This is a genomic window from Campylobacter sp. US53 (genome assembly GCF_004378995.1).
Classification (GTDB): Bacteria; Campylobacterota; Campylobacteria; order Campylobacterales; family Campylobacteraceae; genus Campylobacter_D; species Campylobacter_D jejuni.
In genome coordinates this window covers 55,053-77,067 of record NZ_RYYH01000005.1, presented here as the reverse complement: position 1 = coordinate 77,067, position 22,015 = coordinate 55,053, and the positions used below count along the sequence as shown (strand labels likewise).

Below are 22,015 nucleotides of genomic sequence, written 5' to 3'. Positions count from 1 at the left end.
ATAAGCCTTAATGGCTTATGAATTAATGATTTAAAACCTTATTTAAAAATTCTCTCAATCTTTCATTGCTAGGATTTTCAAATACTTCTTTAGGGCTTGCATCAACAGCAATTTTTCCTTTATCCATAAAAAATATACGATTGGCAACATTTCTAGCAAAGCCCATTTCATGAGTTACTACAAGCATAGTTAAACCTTCTTTTGCAACATCTTTCATAATGCTTAGAACCTCGCCTATCATTTCAGGATCTAGAGCTGAAGTAGGCTCATCAAATAAAATAACATCAGGATTCATCATCAAGCTTCTAGCAATAGCTATGCGTTGTTTTTGTCCACCAGAGAGCTTATGGGGCATTATATTTTCTTTGTCTGCTAAACCCACCTTAGCAAGAAGTATTTTTGCTTTTTTTATGGCTTCTTCTTGACTTAAAATTCCTGTTTTAATGGGTGTTAAACATAAATTTTCCATAACATTTTTATTAGCAAAAAGATTAAAATGCTGAAATACCATGCTAACTTTTTGCCTGATCTTATTAATATCAATTTCTTTATCAAGTATGTTTTGTTTATTGATTAAAATTTCCCCACTATCAGCTAGTTCTAAGCGATTGATACAGCGTAAAAATGTACTTTTTCCGCCTCCACTTGGACCTATGATAGCTATTACATCGCCTTTTGAGATTGTAGTGTTAATATTTTTTAAAACTTCTAATTCTCCATATTTTTTTTGTAAATTTTTAACTTCAATCATTTTTATTCATCCTAAGTTCAAGTTTTTTTGCAAAATAACTAAAAATTTTTACACTTACGTAATAAACAAGTCCAGTGAAAATAATAGGTTTTGGATTGTAAAGTACGGCTTGCAAGCTTTGACTTTGCATGGTAATATCAATAACACTAATAAATCCTACAACAGAAGTTTCCTTAAATAAAGAAATAAATTCATTAGCTAATGCAGGTAGAATGTTTTTAGTAGCCTGAGGAAGAATAATTTCTTTCATTGAAGTTTTGTAATCAAGTCCCATTGCTCTTGCAGCTTCCATTTGTCCTTTATCTACACTATTAATGCCGCTTCTTACAATTTCTGCTATATAAGCCGAGCTATTAAGTCCTAGTGCAAGAATGGCTGCATAAAGGTTATCTATAAAAGTAAAAATTACAAAAGCAAAAATCATCAATTGTAAAATTACCGGTGTTCCTCGTATAATGTCTATATATTCATCTATAATAAAATTAAGTGTTTTAAATTTAGAGAAGCGTAAAATAGCTAAGCTAAAACCAATAATCACTCCGATAATAACAGCACAAGCAGTTAATAAAAGCGTAATAAGATAACTTTTTAAATAAGCTTTTGCATTTTCTGTATAGCCATAGCTTACAACTCCACTAGGATCTTGAATTTTTAATATTTCTATCGGGAAAGAAAAATAGCCCCATAAAATAATAATAACAAAAAAAACAAAAATTCTTATATTTTTCTGATTCAATTTGTAAACCTTTTCAGAGAAATTATTTAAAAAAAGATTTTATAGAAATATCTTTGAATTTTCTCTAAAGATTTAAAAAAATGTGTTAGAATTTCCCAAAAATAAGGTTGTATTTATGGAAATTTTAGATTTCATTCTAATAGTTATTTTTGTGTTTTTAATGATTGTTTTGGTCATAGGTTTTAATCGTCAAATGATGCAAAAAAACAAAGAAAGAGAAGAAAGATTTAAAAAATATAAAAAAGGAGAACAAAATGAGTAAAAAAGTATTAATTCCATTGGCTCAAGGTTTTGAGGAAGCTGAATTTATAGGAATTGCGGATGTTTTAAAACGAGCAAGAGAATTAAATCCAGATTTGGAAGTTGTTATAGCTTCGTTAAACAGTGAGTTATTAGTAAAAGGTGCTAATGGCATTAGTATAAAAGCAGATTGTTCTATAGAGGATGTTGATATAGAAAATTTAGATGCCATTGCTTTGGCGGGTGGCTTTGAAGGTATGATGAATCTTAAGAATTCAAATGTTATTTTAAATATCATTAAACAACTTCATAGCAAAAATAAAATTGTTGCCGCAATCTGTGCTTCTCCTATAGTCTTAAATGAAGCAGGTGTTTTAGAGGGCGAGTTTGCTTGCTATCCTAGTTGTGAAGTTGGACTTAATGGAAATCGTGTTAACAAGGCTGTAGTTGTAAATAAAAATGTTATAACTTCAGCAGGTCCAGCTACGGCAATTCTTTTTGGTTTAGAGCTAGCTAAAAAGTTATGCGGTGATGAAATTTATCAAAAATTATATGAGGGAATGTTGCTACCTTTGACAAAATAGTTTAAATGGTAGTTTTTCTACCATTTAAACTAAAATAAAGCTTGAGGATTTTCTTTTTTTGTTTTTTCCTTAGGCAGTTCAAAACCTCCAAGCATATGAAAATGCAAATGAAAAACTTCTTGTCCGCTATTTTTTCCACAGTTTGTTACCAAGCGATATCCACTTTTATCTACACCTAAAAGAACAGCTAATTCTTGTATGAAACTTGTCATTTTGGCCATAAGTTCAGGATTAAATTCTTGAAAGTCTTTAAAATGTTTTTTAGGGATTATAAGTATATGTATGGGTGCTTTGGGTGCAATATCATGAAATGCTAGAAAATCGTCACTTTCAAGCACTTTATTGCATGGAAGTTTACCTTCAACTATGAGTTCAAAAATTGTTTTTTCTTGCATTATTTATCCTTTTTTATTGTTGGTTTGATACAATTATATCTTTAAAGTTTGGTTTTTATGCTGAATTTAAAATAGTTTTTAATAGAATTAGAACTTGAAATATTTTATTTAAGGTAAGAAAATTGCAAAATTTTATAGAACAGATTCAAAAATGTGAGAATTTAAATGATTTGGAAGCCATTAGGATTTCCGTTCTTGGAAAAAAAGGTATTTTAACAGAAGGCTTTACAAAGCTTAAAGAGTTAGAAGATGAGGAGAAAAAAGAATTTGCTGCTAAATTAAATGCACAAAAAGAAATATTTAATGAGGCTTATTTAGCCAAATTTAAAGATTTGGAAAATCTTGCTTTAGAAGAAAGAATGAAACAAGATGCTTTAAATTTTAACTATTTTGATGAAAGTATTACAACAGGTGCCTTGCATCCTGTTATGAGCACCATGGATAAAATCATAGAGTATTTTATAGCTTTGAATTTTAGCATAGAAAAAGGGCCTTTAATAGAAGATGACTTTCATAATTTTGAAGCGTTAAATTTGCCTAAATCTCACCCTGCAAGAGATATGCAAGATACCTTTTATTTTGATGATAAAAGGCTTTTAAGAACACAAACTTCGCCAGTGCAAATACGGACAATGCTTGCACAAAAACCTCCTATTAGGATGATAGCCCCTGGTGCTGTATTTAGAAGAGATTTTGATATTACGCATACTCCTATGTTTCATCAAGTTGAAGGCCTTGTGGTGGAAGAAGGGCAAAAGGTTAGCTTTGCAAATTTAAAAAGTGTATTGGAAGATTTTTTGCGTTATATGTTCGGAGATGTGAAAGTTCGTTTTCGTCCAAGTTTTTTCCCATTTACAGAGCCTTCTGCTGAAGTTGATATTTCTTGTGTGTTTTGCAAAGGAAAGGGTTGTAGAGTTTGCAAACATACAGGTTGGCTTGAAGTTTTAGGATGTGGAATAGTTGATCCTAATGTTTATAATTTTGTTGGTTATGAAAATGTAAGTGGTTATGCCTTTGGATTGGGAGTAGAGCGTTTTGCAATGCTTTTGCATCAAATTCCAGATTTAAGATCTTTATTTGAAGGTGATTTGAGATTATTGGAGCAGTTTAGATGATAATTACTAAAAGTTGGTTGAATGATTGGTTAGAACTTGAAGAAATAAGTTCGGATAAAATAGCTAAAACTTTAAACTCTATAGGTATAGAAGTTGATAGGGTTGGCGCTTTAAAGGCTCCAGATAAAGTTGTTGTAGGCTATGTTAAGGAAAAAATTAAACATGAAAATTCAGATAAATTAAGCATTTGTCAAGTTGATATCGGAAGTGAAACCTTGCAAATTGTCTGCGGTGCTGCGAATGTTGATGCAGGACAATTTGTAGCTGTTGCAACTAAAGGTGCTATCATGCCAAACGGTATGGAAATAAAAGAAGCAAAATTACGAGGAGTGGATTCTTGTGGTATGCTTTGTTCTAGTTTAGAACTGGGTTTTGAAAAAATCAATGAAGGAATTATGCTTTTAGATGAGAGTATAGGGAAATTAGAACTTGGGAGAGCTTTAAATACTTATGAAATTTTTAATGATGAGCTAATAGAAGTAGAACTTACTCCTAATAGGGGTGATTGTTTAAGTATTTATGGTATTGCTCGTGATTTGGCTACAGCTTTAAATTTAAATTTAAAAGAACCAAAACCATTTAAAGAAAGTGAAAATGTTTTAGGTATCGGTAGAATTTTGCGCTTAGCAGCTGAGAAAGAACTTAATGGACTTTATAATTATCGAGCCATAGAGTTAAAAGAAGAAATTCAAACAAACTTATTACTTAGTTTAAGACTTGCTCAAATTGAAGGTTTGGGAAAAAATTCCATAGAAAATTTATTAAATTATGCAACGCATTCAACTGGTGTTCTTTTTAATGCTTATGATTTAAGTAGTTTTTCTGAAAAAGATGAAGAATTTACCATTAATTTAAGCAAGCAAGTGCATGGAGAAACAAAAGTATCTTGCAAAGATAAACTTTTAAGCTTTAGCGGAATTTTCCAAAATAATGAAAGTAGATGTAAAGATGATTCTAAAATAATTATTATTGAGGCTAATTATACCGATCCATTGGTAATTGCAGATGCTAAAATATATCATAAAGATCAAGATGAAAAAATGCTTTATAGAAGTTTTAGGGGAAGTGAACCTAAATTAAATTTAGGAATGGATTTTTTGCTTAGTATTTTTGAGCAGATTCCAAATCTTGTTATTTATAGTTCTTCTCAACAAATTTTAACTGACAAAGAATTACCAATCATACCAATAAGTATTGAAAGTATTGGTGATATAATAGGGCAAAATGTTGATAAAGATGAAGTATTAAAAATATTGAAAAAATTAGGTTTTGAGCTCATACTTTCAGGTGAAGGGCTTATAAATGTTAAAGCACCTTTGCATCGTCCTGATATTAAAAATTTATCAGATATTTGCGAGGAAGTTGTAAGAATTATAGGTATTGATAATATTGCTTCTAAGGGTTTAGAATTTATAGAAAAAAATCGTTTAAATTCTGCATATAAAAATTATATTGAGTTTTTGAATTTAAGGAAAAGAGCAGTAGCTAGTGGTTATTTTGAAAGCTTACATTATGTTTTGGATAATGAAGAAGAACTTAAAAGATTGGGTTTTGACTCTGTTAAATTAAAACTAATTAATCCAATTACAGCAGAACTTAATACTTTAAGAACAACCCTTTTAAATCATTTGTTAAATGCAGCAAGTTTAAATGCAAAAAATTCTAAAAAAATTATTAAACTTTTTGAACTAGGGGCTGTTTTCAATGTTAATAATCAAGAATTAAATCGTATCGCATTTATCCATTCTGGCTTAAAAGAAGAAGCTAAAATTTCCAACAAGGCAAAACCTGAATCGGTGCAATTTTATGATTTTCTTTTAGACATTAAAAATATTATAGGTGATTTTAAGCTAAAATCATCAAAATATAATATTTTAAGCCCTTATGAACAAGCAGATATTTATCTATCGGATATTAAAGTAGGTTTTATAGGCCGTTTGCATTTAAAAATAGAAAATGAGAGAGATTTACCAAAAACATATATTTGCGAACTTGATTTAGATTTAATCAGGCAAGATTTTAAAATAGCTAAGCCTTACTCCAAATTCCCAGCTATCACTAGAGATCTTAGCGTGTTAATACCTAAAGGTTTTGAATACAATCAGATTAAAAAATGTATTGAAGAATTGAATTTAGAAATACTTGAAAATTTTCGTTTAGTTGATATTTATAGTGATGAAAACCTTAAAGAATTTTATAGCGTTACTATAAGTTTTTCTTTTAGGGATATAAATAAAACTCTAGAGGATAATCAAGTCAATGAATGTATGGATAAAATTTTAAATACTCTTAAAAATTTGGGTCTTGATTTAAGATGAAAATTTACAAATTGCAAACCCCTGTAAATGCCATACTTGAAAATATAGCAGCAGATAAAAGCATATCTCATCGTTTTGCTATATTTTCGCTTTTAACACAAGAAGAAAATAAGGCTCAAAATTATCTCTTAGCTCAAGATACTTTAAACACTCTTGAAATTATAAAAAATCTTGGAGCTAAAATTGAACAAAAAGATTCTTGCGTCAAAATTATACCCCCTAAAGAATTTTTATCTCCAAATTGTATTTTAGACTGTGGAAATTCAGGAACTGCTATGCGTTTGATGATAGGATTTTTAGCAGGAATTTCTGGTTTTTTTGTTTTAAGTGGAGATAAGTATTTAAACAATCGTCCTATGAGAAGGATAAGCAAACCACTTACTCAAATAGGCGCTAGAATTTATGGAAGAAATGAGGCAAATTTAGCTCCACTTTGCATAGAAGGTCAAAATTTAAAAGCTTTTAACTATAAAAGCGAAATTTCTTCGGCTCAAGTTAAAACAGCTATGATTTTATCTGCTTTTAGAGCTGATAATGTATGCACTTTTAGTGAAATTTCTCTTAGTCGAAATCATAGTGAAAACATGTTAAAGGCTATGAAAGCTCCAATAAGGGTTAGCAATGATGGCTTAAGTCTTGAAATAAGTCCTTTAAAAAAACCTTTAAAAGCTCAAAATATAATCATTCCTAATGATCCTTCTTCGGCTTTCTATTTTGCTTTAGTAGCTATTATTTTGCCTAAATCTCAAATTATCTTAAAAAATATTTTACTTAATCCTACTCGTATAGAGGCGTATAAAATTTTGCAAAAAATGGGCGCCAAACTTGAAATGACAATAACTCAAAATGATTTTGAAACTATTGGTGAGATCAGGGTAGAGTCTAGCAAGCTTAATGGCATAGAAGTTAAAGATAATATTGCTTGGTTGATAGATGAAGCGCCTGCTTTGGCCATAGCTTTTGCTTTAGCTAAGGGTAAATCTAGTTTAATAAATGCTAAAGAATTACGCGTTAAAGAAAGCGATAGGATTGCTGTGATGGTTGAAAATCTAAAGCTTTGTGGTGTTGAAACTAGAGAACTTGATGATGGTTTTGAAATAGAAGGTGGATGCGAACTAAAATCTTCAAAAATTAAAAGCTATGGAGATCACCGTATTGCTATGAGTTTTGCTATTTTAGGTTTGCTTTGTGGAGTTGAGATTGATGATAGTGATTGTATAAAAACTTCTTTTCCAAATTTTATAGAGATTTTATCAAATTTAGGAGCTAGGATTGATTATTGAATTAGCAAAAAACTATGGTTTTTGTTTTGGTGTTAAAAGAGCTATTAAAAAAGCAGAACAAATAAAAGATGCCGCAACTATAGGTCCTCTTATTCATAATAACGAAGAAATTTCTCGTTTACAAAAAAAATTTAATGTCAAAACTTTGGAAAATATAAAAGCTTTAAGCAATGAAAAAAAGGCTATTATAAGAACTCATGGTATTACAAAGCAAGATTTAGAAGAATTGAGAAAAAAAGATATAGAAATTTTTGATGCCACTTGTCCTTTTGTTACAAAGCCACAACAAATTTGCGAGCAAATGAGTAAGGAGGGTTATGAAGTTGTTATTTTTGGAGATGAAAATCATCCCGAAGTTAAAGGAGTGAAAAGTTATGTAAGTACAAAAGCTTATGTAGTTTTGGATAAAAAAGAGCTTCAACATATAAAACTTCCTAATAAAATAGCTGTAGTAAGCCAAACAACTAAGAAGCCTGAACATTTTATGGAGATAGTAAATTTTTTAATACTTAAAGCCAAAGAAGTAAGAGTTTTTAACACTATATGCGATGCAACCTTTAAGAATCAAGATGCCATTAAAGAACTCTCACTTAAAAGTGATGTTATGGTTGTTGTAGGAGGTAAAAACTCAGCCAATACAAAACAACTTTTTTTGATTGCAAAAACCAATTGTGAAGATAGCTATCTAATTGAAACTGAAGAAGAGTTGAAAAAAGAATGGTTTTTAGATAAAAAACATTGTGGCATTAGTGCAGGCGCTAGTACTCCTGATTGGATCATACAAAAAGTTATCGCCAAAATAGAAAATTTTAAAATTAATTAAAAAATGTTTTCAAATAGAATAAAAAAGTCAAAAATTTAAAAAAAATTAACAAAAATAAAAAAAACTTAACACTAATTAAAGAAAAATAAGGTAAAATCAACTAATTTCTAAAAATTATTTTAAAGGACCATAATGAGCGAGGTGAACAAAAAAGTTCAAGGTGGTGTAGATGATTATCTTGAGGAAGAAGATTTTGGACAGCTTTTAGAGGCTTTTGATAAATCAAGAGAAGAGGCTACAACAGAGGGTGTGATTGTAGAGATCAAAAATGATGAAGTTTATGTAGATATAGGTAAAAAATCTGAAGGTATTTTAGCTCTTAGCGAAATACAAGATGACAATTCTAAGCTATTATTTAATATAGGCGATAGTATTAAAGTTGCTGTTATGGGTTCTCGTGGTGGCAGATCTTTACTTTCTCATGAAAAAGCTTTGAGAAAAGAAAAAGTTATTGAATTTATTAAAAACTATCAAGAAAATCAAGATGATATTTTTACCGTAAAAGTAGTTGGAAAAAATAAAGGCGGATTGATAGTTGTTGATGAAAATGATGTTGAATTTTTCTTGCCAAAATCTCAATATGGCTTCAAAGAAACAAATAACATTATAGGCAAAACGTTTAAAGTTAAAATTATTAAAATCGATAAAGATGAGCAAAGTATCATTGTTTCTCGTAAAAAAACTTTAGATGAGGAGAGAAGAAAACGCAAAGAATTGATCAATAATGTAGCACAACAAGAAGATTTAATTGAAGGTATTGTGAAAAAAATTACCACCTATGGTATGTTTGTAGATGTAGGAGGTGTTGATGGCCTTGTTCATTACAGCGAAATTTCTTACAAAGGACCTGTAAATCCTGGAACACTTTATAAAGAGGGTGATAAAGTTCCAGTTAAAGTTATAAAGTATGATAAAGAACGCAAACATTTATCCTTGTCTATAAAAGCGGCTTTACCTGATCCATGGAGCGAGATAAAAGATACTCTTGATGTAGGTGATACTATTAAAGTAATGGTATCAAATATAGAGCCTTACGGTGCTTTTGTAGATTTAGGAAATGATATAGAAGGATTTTTACATATCAGCGAAATTTCTTGGGATAAAAATATTAAAAATCCAAAAGATTATATCAACAAAGGCCAAGAAATTGATGTTGAAGTAATTGAAATCAATCCAAATGAAAGACGCTTAAGAGTTTCTTTAAGAAATTTACTTTCTAAACCTTTTGATGAATTTATGAAATCTTATAAAATTGCAGATGTGGTTGAGGGAGAAATTACCTCAGTAACTTCTTTTGGTGCGTTTGTTAGACTTGGCGGTATTGAAGGTTTGTTGCATAATGAAGACGCTTCTTGGGATAGAAACGATAAATGCAAAGACAAATTCTCTCAAGGGGATAAAATCAAGGTAAAAATTATCAAAATAGATGAAGAAAACCAAAAAATATCATTAAGCACAAAAGAATTAAGCAGCTCTCCAGTTCAAGAATATGCCAAAATTCATAAAGTCGGCGATATTGTAAAAGGCACTATCCGTGATATTAAAGATTTTGGCGTTTTTGTAGAGCTAAGTAAAAATGTTGATGCTTTAATTCATAAAGAAGATATAAGCACTTCTATGCTTGAAAATTTAAAAATTGGCAACGATATTGAAGCTGCTATAGTTTTTATTGATGAAAAGAAAAATAGAATTCGCCTAAGTGTTAAAAATCTTATTAGAATGAAAGAAAGAGAAGTTCTTAATGAAATCAATAATGATGATAAAGTAACCTTAGGTGATATCATTAAAGATCAACTAACTTAATGAAAAAATACATTACAATAAGCATTTTGAGTATTTTATTACTCATTTTGCTTGCTGTTGTTTTTACATTACTTTGGCAATTTAAAGCTAATGTAAATTTCATTCCACAATTTGCTAAAGATACAAATACGCAGCCAAGTATTCAAGCTCAAAATCAAGATCTTTCATGGCAAGAAGAATTAGCAAAATGGCCTACAAGAGATTTTACCCCAGCAGCAGAAAAATTTACCTTATATTTCGATGCGGATACTAGCGAGCTTAAGGAGAAAAATAAATATTATCAACTTATAGTTGGAAAATATGATATTTATTCTATGTTTTGCTTAAGACAGACTTTAAATTCTTTTAATGTGAAGTATTTTCTTCTTAAATCAGGCGATAGTCCAGAAATCTTTTTGGATACAGGTAATGAAAAACTTATAGATGATATTATCAAAGAATTAAAAAAATATAAAATAAATACAGAAGTAAAGGAAATTTGGCTATGAAAAAAAAGATTATAGTATGTGATGCTATTTTGGATAAAGGTGTCGATATCCTAAGAAAGGCTGAAGATATTGAGCTTATAGAAGCTGCAAAAGTTCCAAAAGATGAACTTATGCAAATGCTAGGTGATGTTGAAGTTGCTATTACTAGAAGTTCTACGGATATAGATGTAAACTTCCTAAATCATGCCAAAAAATTAAAAGCGCTTGTGCGTGCTGGGGTGGGCGTAGATAATGTTGATATTCCAGAGTGTTCTAAAAGAGGAGTGATTGTGATGAATGTCCCAACTGCAAATACTATTGCCGCAGTTGAACTAACAATGGCACATCTTTTAACATCAGCTAGAAGCTTTGTTAATGCTCATAATTTTTTAAAAATTGAAAGAAAATGGAAAAGAGAAAAATGGTATGGCATTGAACTGATGAACAAAACGCTAGGGGTTATAGGTTTTGGAAATATAGGTTCAAGAGTAGCTATCCGTGCTAAAGCATTTGGTATGAAAATTTTAGCCTACGATCCGTATATTTCTGCTTCTAAGATTACAGATTTAGATATGGAGCAAGCAAAAAATTTGGATGAAATTTTAGAAAAAAGTGATTTTATTACCATTCACACACCAAAAACCAAAGAAACCAATGGTATGATAGGAAAGCAAGAAATTGCAAAAATGAAAGATGGAATAAGATTAATAAATTGTGCTCGCGGAGGATTGTACGCAGAAGAAGCTTTATATGAAGGTTTAAAAAGTGGTAAAATAGCATGGCTTGGTATAGATGTATTCGATAAAGAACCTGCGACTAATCACCCTCTTTTAGACTTTGAAAATATTTCAGTTACTTCTCACCTAGGAGCAAATACTTTAGAAAGTCAAGACAATATCGCAAGAGAAGCTTGTGAGCAAGCACTAAGTGCAGCACGAGGCGTGGCTTATCCTAATGCCTTAAATTTGCCAATTAAAACCGAAGATTTACCACCTTTTGTAGCTCCTTATATAGAACTTGTTTCTAAAATGGCTTTTTTAGCTGTTCAAATTGATAAAAATCCTATAAAAAGTATTAAATTAGAGGCTGAAGGAATTATTGGCGAGTATGCAAATTCTATGCTAACCTTTGCAGCTGTTGGTGCTTTGGGTGGAATTTTAGGAGAGAAAATTAATTATGTTAATGCAGAATTTGTTGCCAAAGAAAAAGGAGTTGAATTATCTTGCGAAACTCTTCCAAATAGTGGTTATAATAATAAACTTAGCGTTAAAATTATCACCGAAAATTCAAATATCAGTGTTTCAGGAACAGTGTTTAATGAAAATGAACAACGCATAGTTGGATTAAATGGCTTTAAAACTGATTTTAAGCCAAAAGGGAAAATGATTATTTTTAAAAACAAAGACATACCAGGAGTTATAGCTAAAATCAGCTCCGTTTTGGCAGCTAAAAATATCAATATAGCTGATTTTAGACTTGGTAGAGATGGTTTTGGGTATGCTTTGGCTGTTGTTTTGATTGATGAAAAAGTTCAGAAAGAAGTATTAGATGAACTAAAACAATTAGAGGCGTGTGTATTTGTCCAATATGTTGAAATTTAAAATTTTAATTATAGAAGATGATATAGATTTAAACGAACTGCTTGTTTTAAAGTTAAAATCTAGTGGTTATGAAGTTATATCTTTAGTGGATTTTTTTGGAGTTGAAGATTTGCTCGATAATGAGCAAATCGATCTTTTAATAGTCGATAGAAATTTGCCCAGTGGAGATTCTTTAGAAAAAATTCAAGATTTAAGAGAGCAAGGATATAAAGAAGCAGTTATTTTTCTTACAGCCAAGGCTTTGCATCAAGATTTGCTCGAAGGCTTTGAAAGTGGTTGTGATGATTATGTTTGTAAACCTTTTGATTTTAATGAGCTTTTGCTTCGCATTAAAGCAATTTTAAAACGCCATAAGAAAGAAGAAGAAAAGCTATCTTTTGGTGATTTTATTTTAGATTTGGCTAATTATGAATTCTTTTACAAAAATCAAAAATTAGAAATCTCAAATCTTGACTATGAGCTTTTAAAATGTTTTTTTGAAAATCCAAATACCTTGCTTACTAGACAATTTTTAAGCGAAAGTGTTTGGAAAGATGATACTACAAGTGATAAAACAATCAATATAGCTCTAACAAGACTTAGAAATAAATTTCCAAAACTAAAAGATCATATTATAAGTGTTAGGGGTGTTGGCTATAAATTATGCTAAAAACTAAAAATATTTTTATAGTTTTTTTTGTTGTATTGGCTTTGATTTTTGGATTTATTTTTTATACTTTTACTAATTCTTATCTTAATTTCTTGCTTATAAAACAATATGAGCAAAAAATCAAAAGCCTTGATGATGTTTTAAAATTTTCTCTCTTAGAGCATTTAAATGATGCTAATATCAAGGATTTTGCTAAAGATACTAGGGCTGATTTTATTATCCTAAACAATGATATGAAAATAAGTTCTGTAAAAAATCCTGATTTTTTTTCTAATTTTAAAGAAGGAGAAATTTTAAATTTCGATTCAAAAAAAATTCTCACTAAAAGCTTTATTTACAAAGGATATAAATATATTATTATTGTTTATCCTCGTTTTTTAGATTTAGAACTTTTTTGGACAAAAATGGCAATCGGTTTTGGAGTATGCTTGCTGTTTGTTTTTATTTTAATGTTGTTGCTAGGTAGAAGAATAGAGAAAAATTTTAATAAAATTTTGGATTTTTTAGATTCTATAGGGGATCATAAAGTTGTTATATTAGAAAAAGGAATATTTAAAGAATTTAATTTGCTAAATGAGAAGCTTTTAAAAACTAAGGATAAAATTCTAAAGAATACCCAGAAAAATAAAAAACAAAGCGATAAAATCACTTTAAAAAATACTCAGCTTGCTAGTGTGATTTCTGCTATTTCTCATGAGCTTAAAAATCCATTAAGCGTGATTGATCTTAGCTTAGAGATGCTAAAAGATGAGAAATTGGAAGATAAAAAATTAAAAAAGGAATTGCTAGAAAAAATTTCGCGTCAAAGCATTAAGCTTAATGCTTTGACCCATAAGCTTAATTTTGTTTTTAATCTTAATAGTGAAGCCTTGCAAATGCAAGAATTTGATCTTTTTTCTCTGTGTGAAAAAATCACTAAAAACCCAGGCTTTGAAAGGGTTGTATTGCAAGGTAAAAGCACGAAAGTTAAGGCTGATGAATTTTTAATCGAGCAAGTGATTATAAATTTGCTTTCTAATGCTTTAAAATATAGTCAAAAAGAAGTCATTTTAACAGCAAGAGATCAAAAGATAATAGTGCAAGATTTTGGAAAAGGCATAGAAGAAGATAAAATAAAATTGATTACAAAAAAATTTTATAAAATTGATGTAAAAAGTGATAATTCTTTTGGTTTGGGACTTTTTTTAGTAAAGAAAATTTTAAATATACATAAAAGTTATCTTGAAATTTCTAGCACTTTAGGCTATGGTTCTAGTTTTAGCTTTAAACTCAGTCAAGGATAAAAAATGGCTCTTATAGATTTAATTGAAGCTTCAAAAAAATTTGGAGACAAAATAGTTTTAAATGAAGTAAATTTTAGCGCAAACGAGGGAGAAAAGATTGCCATTATAGGGAAAAATGGAGAAGGAAAATCTACTTTTTTAAAAACGCTTTTAGGCGCACTTCCTTTAGATAGCGGTAGAGTAATAAGACAAAATGGAAAAAGCATAGCCATGCTTTCACAAACCGTTGATTTTAACGCAAATTTAAGTGTAAAAGAAGCCATCAAGCAAGAGCTTGCAGAAATTTACAATGCCTTAGAAGAATATGAAACACTGCATAAAAAATTAGAAGAAGATCCTAGCAATAAAGATTATCTTAAAAAAATAGATACGCTTATGACTTTAATTGATAGTAAAGATGCTTGGAATATAGAATCTAAAATAATACGCGTTTTAAAAGAATTTAGTTTGCTTGAGTATGAAAATCGTATTATATCTACTTTAAGTGGTGGAGAAATACGCCGCGTTGGCCTTTGCATACTTTTACTAAAAAATCCTGATATTTTATTGCTTGATGAACCAACTAATCATTTAGATGTATATATGACAAGCTTTTTAGAAGAATTGCTAAAAAATTCAAAGATGTGTGTGATTTTTATTTCCCATGATAGATATTTTATTGACGCTATAGCACACAAGTGTATAGAAGTGGAGCAGGGTAAACTTAGTATTTTTAAAGGCGGATATGCAAACTATTTAGAGAAAAAAACACAAATTTTGCAAAGCCTTGCTAAGAGCCATGAAACTCTTTTAAAGCAATTAAAAAGCGAAGAAGAATGGCTTAGAAGAGGGGTTAAGGCAAGACTTAAAAGAAATGAAGGACGAAAAGAACGCATTTTTAAAATGCGTGAAGAAGCGAAAAAAAATCCCGGAGCAATCAAACGCTTAAAACTTGAAATTTCAAGAGCGGCTTTAAATTTTAATGGAGAAAAAATAGGTAATCGTAAAAAAATGCTTTTTGAGCTTAAAAATATAAGCAAAAACATAAACAATAAAAATCTTTTTAAAGATTTTTCAACGCGTATTTTACAAGGTGAACGCATAGCTATCGTAGGAAGAAATGGTTGTGGGAAATCGACATTGTTAAAAATTCTTCTAGGGCAAATAAAACAAGATAGCGGTGAAATAAAACGCGGAGAGCTTAAGATAGGATATTTTGATCAGGTTAGAAGCTTGGTAAATTCTGATAAAAGCTTACTTGAAATTTTTTGTCCCAATGGTGGAGATAGGGTTGAAGTTCGTGGTAAAAATATGCATGTTTATGGATATTTGAAAAATTTTTTATTTCCTAAGGAATTTTTAGATAAAAGCGTGGCTCTTTTAAGTGGTGGAGAGAAAAATCGCGTTGCTTTAGCCTTGCTTTTTACTAAAGAATATGATGTTTTGATTTTAGATGAGCCAACTAATGATCTTGATATAGCTACGATTAATATATTAGAAGAATACTTACTTAGTTTTGAAGGGGCTATTTTGCTAGTATCGCACGATAGATATTTTATTGATAAAATTGCAACCAAACTTTATGCTTTTGAGGGAAATGGATATATAAATATTTTACACACTCTTTATACTGAATATCTTGAAAATGAAAAAGAAATTGAAGAATTGGATAATTTTGCTTTAGAGCTTCAAACCCAAGAGCAAAATAATAACCAAAAAGAAAAAAGCTCTAAAAAATTAAGCTACAAAGAAAATGAGATATTAAAAAACCATCCTGAAAAAATAGATTTTTTAGAGCAAAAGATAGCTAAATTAAATCAAGATTTATCCGATCCAAATGTATATCAAGAAATAGGTATTAACAAGCTTTATCAAGAGCTTGAAGTAAAGCAAAAAGAACTTGAAATTCTAGAAAATGAGTATTTTTTAGTATTAGAAAAAAGCGAAAATTTATAATTAAAGAGATTTTATATTTTTTGTTCTATGGAGCGGGAAACGAGATTCGAACTCGCGACCCCAACCTTGGCAAGGTTGTGCTCTACCCCTGAGCTATTCCCGCAAAAAATAAGTGGTGCCCGAGGTCGGACTCGAACCGACACAAGGTTGCCCTTACCAGATTTTGAGTCTGGCGCGTCTACCAGTTTCACCACTCGGGCTCATTTTAAGATTTAAAGCTAAAATTATACTTTTTTAGGCTAAAAAATACTTTAAAAATAAAAAGTATTTTCAAAAAGACGATATAAAATTATGTAATTTAAATTTTTGGAACAGTTATTGCTTTTGTTTATTAGCAATGTTTGAAAAGATTTTAACTTTAATACTTTAGAGGAAAAAAATGAGAATTACAAATAAACTTAACTTCACAAATAGTGTGAATAATTCTATGGGTGGTCAAAGTGCTTTATATCAGATATCTCAACAACTTGCTTCAGGTTTGAAAATACAAAATTCATATGAAGATGCAAGCACTTATATAGATAATACGCGTCTTGAATATGAAATTAAAACATTAGAACAAGTAAAACAAGCAACAAACAGTGCAAAAGAAATGACTCAAAACAGCATGAAAGCTTTGCAAGACATGGTAAAACTTCTTGAAGATTTTAAAGTTAAAGTAACTCAAGCTGCAAGTGATGGGAACTCTCAAACTTCAAGGGAGGCTATAGCAAAAGAACTAGAACGCATAAAAGAAAGTATAGTTCAGCTTGCAAATACTAGCGTTAATGGTCAGTATCTTTTTGCAGGTTCACAAGTTGCAAATAAACCTTTTGATTCTAATGGTAATTATTATGGAGATAAAAATAATATCAATGTAGTAACTGGAGCTGGAACTGAAAGTCCTTATAATATACCTGGATGGGATTTATTTTTCAAAGCGGATGGAGACTATAAAAAACAAATTACTACTAATATCAGCTTTAAGGATAATCGCTATACTGAGGCAGACAAAGACAAACAAGGGTATTTAAATGGAGATTCTGCTTGGAAACAGCTTATCGGGCAAAATTATGTAAAAGATGGAAAATTAGATCCATACGATGATTTTGAAGATAAAGACAAAAAGCTTAACTTTCCACCTTCAACACTCTATGTTCAAGGAACCAAGCCAGATGGTACAAGCTTTAAAAGCGCAGTTTTAGTAAAACCAGATGATAAAATAGAAGATGTATTAGAGCAAATTGGCACACTTTATGGCAACACTGCTAATAATAAAGTTGTAGAAGTAAGCATAAATAATAGCGGTCAAATTCAAATCACAGATTTAAAACAAGGCAATAATAAATTAGACTTTCATGCCGTAGCCTATACTCCACAAATGGATAAAACTGAAGATTTTAAAGCTATGGAAAAATTTGTTAAAGAAAATGGCCTTAATATGGATGATGTTACCAATGAAGTCATGAAAGCTGCTATAAAAGATGGTGATATTACCAATCCAACCAGCCCAGTTACTATTAAGTTAACGGGAAAAGACGGGGTTGAAAAAGAATTTAGTTTTAGCTTGGCTCAAACTGATTTTATCAAAAGCAATATGACTGATTCAGCCGGTAAGCCAGCCAATGGTGCAGATTATGATAATGTTTATTTTGAAAAAGATGGAAATACTGTTTATGGCAATGTTTCTCAAGTGATTAAAGGAAGCAATGCTTATGCAACAGATTCAACCAAACTTAGCGAAGTCATGGCAGGAGATAGTTTAAATGGTACCACCTTAAATTTAAAAGTCAATTCCAAGGGTGGAAATTCTTATGATGTCACTATAAATTTAGGAAATTCAACTGTAAGCTTTAAAGATCCTAAAAATCCTGAACAAACCATAAGTTTTCCTATCATGCACACTGATCCAGCAACAGGGAATAGTGGAGTAGTAACTCCATCAAATGAAATAACTTATGGGCAAATCAATGATATCATTGGAATGTTTGCTGCAGATAAAATTCCAACCCAAAGCATAACAGCTACAAATGGAAAAGTTGATGCAAATGGTTATAATAGTTTACAACAACTCATGAAAGATTCTCAAGCTACTGTTGATGTAAGTATGGATTATAAAGGTCGCATTAGCGTTACCGATAAGTTATCCTCAGGAACTAACATAGGAATTTCTTTAAGTGATTCTCAAAGCGGTCATTTTCCTTCACCACCTTATAGTACAACAGCACAAACTCAAAATGGTCCAAATTTTAGCTTTAGTGCTAATAATGCTTTAGTTATAGATGAACCAAATGTTGATCTTATAAAAGATTTAGATACTATGATAGATGCGGTTTTAAGTGGTAATATGAGAGCCGATGGAAATTCGGCTGATCCAAGAAATACTGGAATGCAAGGAGCTTTAGAAAGACTCGATCATTTAGCAGATCATATCAGCAAGCTTAATACAACCATGGGAGCTTATCATAATACTATAGATGGTGTCAATACTCGAGTAAATTTCTTAAGCGTAAATGTGCAAAGCATTAAGTCAAATGTTATTGATGTAGATTATGGTGAAGCAATGATGAATTTAATGCAAGTTCAACTTGCATATCAAGCTTCTCTTAAGGCTAGTACAACAATTTCTCAACTTAGCTTATTAAATTATATGTAGAAATTTATGGTATAATTTGGCTTTGATTTTATTTTTAAGGAAAGAATATTAAAAAAGAAGCCATTTTTACCAGCTCTACACTTGTTATTTTTTATCTTTGTCTTTGCGTGCTAGCACCTAGCATGGGAGAATGGGTTTACAAGGTTAATTTATTTTTATTTGGAGAATTTGGGTATTATTATCCGTTTTTTTTACTTGTGTTAAATTATCTTTACTATAGAAAAAATTATAAAATAGAAAATTTTAAGCGTAGAGAGCTTTTTGGTTTTTCTTTGGCTTTTTTTTCTACCTTGCTTTTATTTTCTGTCTTTTATAGAGAGTTTGGGTATATTTTAGAAATTGTATATGGATTTTTTTCTATAATCTTAGGACATACAGGGAGTGGAATTTTTGCTCTTTTGCTTTTACTATTTTCTTTGATCTTATTGTTTCCGAAATTTGCAAAAGAAATTTTAAAAATAGAATTGGATTTTGCTTTTTTATTAAAAGTAGAGCAGGCTTTTAAGTCTTTGCTTATGCGTGTATTTGGTGGAGAAAACGAGAAAGAAGATGTAGGTAAATCAGAACCTATGGCTCCAAAATTAAATATTTTGCAAAATAGTATTTATGAAAATTTACAAATAAATAAAAAAGAAAAAACCAATAACTTAGAACAGATAATTAAAGATTGCAATATCAATGCAAGTAAAAATTCAATTACCACAGCTAAGGAAAACTTTGAAAAACTAAAAAATCAAATTTTAGATGAAACCATAGAGATTGATACGCAAAGCTTAAAAGAATCAAAAAGTTTTGTTTATGAGCATTCTCAACAAGTGCGAAATTTCGCACAAAAGGCTAGTAAAATAAGTATTAGTCTTGATGAAGATTTTAATTTTATTTCAGAAGAAGAGGTAGATATGATTCCTGAACGTTTTTTAAAACCTAAAAAACTTGAAGATATAAAGCAAATAGATACAAATAAAAATTTAGATGAACCAAGTTATAAGCGTAAAAATATTGAAATTCCAGTTTCCAAACAAGAATTTAAACCAAAAATTTTTACAAAAGAGCTTGAACTTAGAGAGAATTTGATAAAAAAAGAAAAATTAGAACAAGAATACAAAGCCTATCAAAATGAAATTTTAGAAAATAAAGTAAAACAGGAAATTAAAAAATTAGAAGAATATGATGCAATAAATTCAAGCGATATTATAGAAGGGAATAAATATAGTTTTAATAGCCTAAAAACAATCAAAACAGAAACAGAAGAATCAAACAAAATAAATGAAAATAAAAATCCAGATAAAGCAGACAATATCTTCGAGTTTACTCCTATTGTAGAAGAGTTAAATCATCCTTATATAGAACCTGCTCCTATAAAAAATATAAATGAAATAGTTATAGAAGAAAAAAATACATTCGATTTTATCCAAAACGCAGAAACTAAAATCGATGATGAAAAAACAAATGATCAAGAAATTAAACTTCAAAAAGCAGTTTTAGCCAAAGAAATTGCTATTAATCAAGCTTTATTGCGCGAAATAGAGCAGGGTGAGATAGAAAAACCAAAAGATTTCACCTTGCCACCATTAGATTTTTTGGCTAATCCAAAAGAGCATAGACAAGAAATCAATGAAAGTGAAATAGATAAAAAAATTTACAATCTTCTTGAAAAGTTGCGTCGTTTTAAAATAGGAGGCGATGTTATAAGCACTTATGTTGGTCCTGTTGTAACTACTTTTGAATTTCGTCCTAGTGCAGATGTAAAAGTAAGTCGTATTTTAAATTTACAAGATGATTTAACTATGGCTTTAATGGCAAAATCAATCCGTATTCAAGCTCCAATACCAGGAAAAGATGTTGTAGGTATAGAAGTGCCAAATGATGAAATTCAAACCATTTATCTAAGAGAAATTTTACAAAGTGAGGTTTTTAAAAACGCTAAAAGTCCTTTAACTATAGCTTTGGGTAAGGATATAGTAGGTAATGCTTTTGTAACCGATCTTAAAAAACTTCCGCATTTACTTATTGCAGGAACCACGGGAAGTGGTAAAAGTGTGGGGATAAATTCTATGCTTTTAAGTCTTTTATATCGCAACTCTCCTAAAACCTTACGTTTGATGATGATAGATCCCAAGATGCTTGAATTTAGCATTTATAATGATATTCCTCATCTATTAACTCCTGTTATCACAGATCCAAAAAAAGCAGTCAATGCACTTTCAAATATGGTAGCTGAAATGGAAAGACGTTATCGTTTAATGGCTGATGCAAAAACCAAAAATATAGAAAATTACAATGAAAAAATGAAAGAATTAGGTGGTAAAGAACTTCCTTTTATTGTAGTAATTATCGATGAACTTGCTGATTTAATGATGACTGCGGGTAAGGATGTGGAATTTTATATAGGAAGACTTGCGCAAATGGCAAGAGCAAGTGGAATTCACTTGATTGTAGCTACACAACGACCTTCTGTTGATGTTGTAACAGGACTAATCAAAGCGAATTTGCCAAGTAGAATTTCTTATAAAGTAGGGCAAAAAATTGATTCTAAAGTTATTTTAGATGCTATGGGTGCTGAGAGTTTACTTGGAAGAGGAGATTGCTTATTTACTCCTCCTGGAACAAGCTCTATAGTGCGTTTACATGCGCCTTTTGCGAGTGAATTTGAAATAGAAAAAATCGTGGATTTTCTAAAGGATCAACAAAGCGTAGAATATGATGAAAGCTTTTTAAAAGATCAGCAAAGCGTGGGTGTTACAACAAATGAAAGCTTTGATGGGGAAGTAGATGAGCTTTATGAAGAAGCTAAAAGAGTAATCTTAGAAGATGGAAAAACAAGCATTTCTTATTTGCAACGCCGTTTAAAAATCGGCTATAACCGCTCTGCAAATATTATTGAACAACTTACGCAAAATGGAGTTTTAAGCGAACCTGATGCCAAAGGACAAAGGGAAATTTTATAAGATTTTCTTTTTATTTTGATATAAAAACTAATTACAAAAGAAGAAATTTATAAAGATAAAAGCCCCATAAAAAGGGCTTAAAATTATTTATCTCTAAGATTTAATTCGGTAATTAACTTACTATAAGAATTGTAATCTTTTCTTTTAAGATAAGATAAAAGTCTTTTTCTTTGACCTACAAGTTTTAAAAGTCCTAATCTTGACGAAAAGTCTTTTTTGTAAATTTTTAAATGTTCTGTAAGTTCTGCAATTCTTGCAGTTAAAAGAGCTACTTGAACTTCTGTTGAACCAGTATCACCTGGTTTTTTAGCGAATTTCGCAACTATTTCTGCTTTTTTGGCCGAATCCAAAGCCATGATAGACCTCCTGATTGGTAAAATAATAAAATTAAAGAACTGTAATTTTATCTTAAAAAGCAAAAAATAAACTGAATTTATCCTTTTTAGAAG

Annotated in this window: 18 protein-coding genes and 2 tRNA genes; 14 read left to right on the top strand and 6 right to left on the bottom strand. The window is 30.1% G+C overall.

The window, feature by feature from the left end; all coding sequences use genetic code 11:
- Positions 1–22: 22 nt before the first annotated feature.
- Both ELQ05_RS05075 and ELQ05_RS05070 read right to left on the bottom strand, forming a co-directional pair.
- Complete coding sequence (locus tag ELQ05_RS05075; protein WP_002934313.1) at positions 23–751, bottom strand: amino acid ABC transporter ATP-binding protein; 729 nt, start codon at positions 749–751, stop codon at positions 23–25.
- Positions 744–1,487 (bottom strand): amino acid ABC transporter permease, encoded by a 744-nt coding sequence (locus tag ELQ05_RS05070; RefSeq protein ID WP_002865915.1) that lies wholly within the window; start codon positions 1,485–1,487, stop codon positions 744–746. Before ELQ05_RS05070 ends, ELQ05_RS05075 begins: the two co-directional genes overlap by 8 nt.
- Before the next feature lie 82 nt (positions 1,488–1,569).
- Here ELQ05_RS05070 and ELQ05_RS05065 point away from each other — a divergent pair, with 82 nt between their 5' ends.
- Together ELQ05_RS05065 and ELQ05_RS05060 are read left to right on the top strand one after the other, a co-directional pair.
- Positions 1,570–1,749, top strand: coding sequence for a hypothetical protein (locus ELQ05_RS05065; RefSeq protein WP_011812746.1), 180 nt, complete (start codon positions 1,570–1,572; stop codon positions 1,747–1,749).
- Positions 1,742–2,311: a DJ-1 family glyoxalase III gene (locus ELQ05_RS05060; protein WP_002869165.1), complete on the top strand. Its 570-nt coding sequence runs from the start codon at positions 1,742–1,744 to the stop codon at positions 2,309–2,311. Before ELQ05_RS05065 ends, ELQ05_RS05060 begins: the two co-directional genes overlap by 8 nt.
- A 29-nt stretch (positions 2,312–2,340) precedes the next feature.
- On the opposite strand, the gene ELQ05_RS05055 is transcribed toward ELQ05_RS05060, so the two are convergent.
- Positions 2,341–2,706: a histidine triad nucleotide-binding protein gene (locus tag ELQ05_RS05055; RefSeq protein ID WP_002861596.1), complete on the bottom strand. Its 366-nt coding sequence runs from the start codon at positions 2,704–2,706 to the stop codon at positions 2,341–2,343.
- A gap of 122 nt (positions 2,707–2,828) precedes the next feature.
- On the opposite strand from ELQ05_RS05055, the gene pheS reads away from it, so the two are divergent.
- The 10 genes from pheS (at position 2,829) to abc-f (ending at position 15,983) form a co-directional block, all read left to right on the top strand.
- Positions 2,829–3,821 (top strand): phenylalanine--tRNA ligase subunit alpha, encoded by a 993-nt coding sequence (gene pheS, locus ELQ05_RS05050; RefSeq protein WP_057042668.1) that lies wholly within the window; start codon positions 2,829–2,831, stop codon positions 3,819–3,821.
- A complete protein-coding gene (gene pheT, locus ELQ05_RS05045) occupies positions 3,818–6,139 on the top strand; it encodes a phenylalanine--tRNA ligase subunit beta (RefSeq protein WP_052785429.1) in 2,322 nt (773 codons plus the stop codon). The genes pheS and pheT overlap by 4 nt, the downstream gene beginning before the upstream one ends.
- Positions 6,136–7,422, top strand: coding sequence for a 3-phosphoshikimate 1-carboxyvinyltransferase (gene aroA, locus ELQ05_RS05040; RefSeq protein WP_052785430.1), 1,287 nt, complete (start codon positions 6,136–6,138; stop codon positions 7,420–7,422). Before pheT ends, aroA begins: the two co-directional genes overlap by 4 nt.
- A complete protein-coding gene (locus tag ELQ05_RS05035) occupies positions 7,412–8,245 on the top strand; it encodes a 4-hydroxy-3-methylbut-2-enyl diphosphate reductase (protein WP_052785431.1) in 834 nt (277 codons plus the stop codon). The genes aroA and ELQ05_RS05035 overlap by 11 nt, the downstream gene beginning before the upstream one ends.
- Before the next feature lie 132 nt (positions 8,246–8,377).
- Positions 8,378–10,048, top strand: a complete 1,671-nt coding sequence (locus tag ELQ05_RS05030) for a 30S ribosomal protein S1 (RefSeq protein WP_070317159.1) — start codon at positions 8,378–8,380, stop codon at positions 10,046–10,048.
- Complete coding sequence (locus ELQ05_RS05025) at positions 10,048–10,536, top strand: hypothetical protein (RefSeq protein ID WP_070317160.1); 489 nt, start codon at positions 10,048–10,050, stop codon at positions 10,534–10,536. Before ELQ05_RS05030 ends, ELQ05_RS05025 begins: the two co-directional genes overlap by 1 nt.
- The gene (serA, locus tag ELQ05_RS05020) at positions 10,533–12,116 is read left to right on the top strand and encodes a phosphoglycerate dehydrogenase (protein WP_070317161.1); all 1,584 of its coding nucleotides are present in this window, start codon (positions 10,533–10,535) and stop codon (positions 12,114–12,116) included. Before ELQ05_RS05025 ends, serA begins: the two co-directional genes overlap by 4 nt.
- Positions 12,103–12,765: a response regulator transcription factor gene (locus tag ELQ05_RS05015; RefSeq protein WP_002865921.1), complete on the top strand. Its 663-nt coding sequence runs from the start codon at positions 12,103–12,105 to the stop codon at positions 12,763–12,765. Before serA ends, ELQ05_RS05015 begins: the two co-directional genes overlap by 14 nt.
- Entirely contained in the window at positions 12,759–14,048 is a 1,290-nt protein-coding gene (locus tag ELQ05_RS05010; protein WP_070317162.1) for a sensor histidine kinase KdpD, read from the top strand. Before ELQ05_RS05015 ends, ELQ05_RS05010 begins: the two co-directional genes overlap by 7 nt.
- Positions 14,049–14,051: 3 nt before the next feature.
- Positions 14,052–15,983, top strand: a complete 1,932-nt coding sequence (gene abc-f / locus ELQ05_RS05005) for a ribosomal protection-like ABC-F family protein (RefSeq protein ID WP_134239977.1) — start codon at positions 14,052–14,054, stop codon at positions 15,981–15,983.
- A 28-nt stretch (positions 15,984–16,011) separates the two neighbouring features.
- Here the strand turns inward: abc-f and ELQ05_RS05000 are convergent.
- Together ELQ05_RS05000 and ELQ05_RS04995 are read right to left on the bottom strand one after the other, a co-directional pair.
- Positions 16,012–16,086, bottom strand: a tRNA-Gly gene (locus tag ELQ05_RS05000).
- Positions 16,087–16,096: 10 nt separating this feature from the next.
- Positions 16,097–16,183: transfer RNA gene (locus ELQ05_RS04995), tRNA-Leu, on the bottom strand.
- Between the two features lie 179 nt (positions 16,184–16,362).
- Between ELQ05_RS04995 and flgL the strand changes: the two genes are divergently transcribed.
- Both flgL and ELQ05_RS04985 read left to right on the top strand, forming a co-directional pair.
- Positions 16,363–18,618 carry a flagellar hook-associated protein FlgL gene (gene flgL, locus ELQ05_RS04990; RefSeq protein WP_134239976.1) on the top strand — a complete coding sequence of 752 codons (2,256 nt, stop codon included), beginning with the start codon at positions 16,363–16,365 and terminating at the stop codon, positions 18,616–18,618.
- Positions 18,619–18,725: 107 nt separating this feature from the next.
- Positions 18,726–21,566: a DNA translocase FtsK gene (locus tag ELQ05_RS04985; protein WP_134239975.1), complete on the top strand. Its 2,841-nt coding sequence runs from the start codon at positions 18,726–18,728 to the stop codon at positions 21,564–21,566.
- Between the two features lie 83 nt (positions 21,567–21,649).
- On the opposite strand, the gene rpsO is transcribed toward ELQ05_RS04985, so the two are convergent.
- The gene (rpsO, locus tag ELQ05_RS04980; protein ID WP_002852579.1) at positions 21,650–21,922 is read right to left on the bottom strand and encodes a 30S ribosomal protein S15; all 273 of its coding nucleotides are present in this window, start codon (positions 21,920–21,922) and stop codon (positions 21,650–21,652) included.
- Between the last annotated feature and the right edge of the window lie 93 nt (positions 21,923–22,015).

Coding starts and splice junctions, on each gene's coding strand:
- ELQ05_RS05075 (WP_002934313.1), bottom strand. CDS start 751: ATGATTGAAGTTAAAAATTTACAAAAAAAATATGGAGAATTAGAAGTT.
- ELQ05_RS05060 (WP_002869165.1), top strand. CDS start 1,742: ATGAGTAAAAAAGTATTAATTCCATTGGCTCAAGGTTTTGAGGAAGCT.
- ELQ05_RS05055 (WP_002861596.1), bottom strand. CDS start 2,706: ATGCAAGAAAAAACAATTTTTGAACTCATAGTTGAAGGTAAACTTCCA.
- pheT (WP_052785429.1), top strand. CDS start 3,818: ATGATAATTACTAAAAGTTGGTTGAATGATTGGTTAGAACTTGAAGAA.
- aroA (WP_052785430.1), top strand. CDS start 6,136: ATGAAAATTTACAAATTGCAAACCCCTGTAAATGCCATACTTGAAAAT.
- ELQ05_RS05030 (WP_070317159.1), top strand. CDS start 8,378: ATGAGCGAGGTGAACAAAAAAGTTCAAGGTGGTGTAGATGATTATCTT.
- ELQ05_RS05025 (WP_070317160.1), top strand. CDS start 10,048: ATGAAAAAATACATTACAATAAGCATTTTGAGTATTTTATTACTCATT.
- serA (WP_070317161.1), top strand. CDS start 10,533: ATGAAAAAAAAGATTATAGTATGTGATGCTATTTTGGATAAAGGTGTC.
- ELQ05_RS05015 (WP_002865921.1), top strand. CDS start 12,103: ATGTTGAAATTTAAAATTTTAATTATAGAAGATGATATAGATTTAAAC.
- ELQ05_RS05010 (WP_070317162.1), top strand. CDS start 12,759: ATGCTAAAAACTAAAAATATTTTTATAGTTTTTTTTGTTGTATTGGCT.
- abc-f (WP_134239977.1), top strand. CDS start 14,052: ATGGCTCTTATAGATTTAATTGAAGCTTCAAAAAAATTTGGAGACAAA.
- flgL (WP_134239976.1), top strand. CDS start 16,363: ATGAGAATTACAAATAAACTTAACTTCACAAATAGTGTGAATAATTCT.
- rpsO (WP_002852579.1), bottom strand. CDS start 21,922: ATGGCTTTGGATTCGGCCAAAAAAGCAGAAATAGTTGCGAAATTCGCT.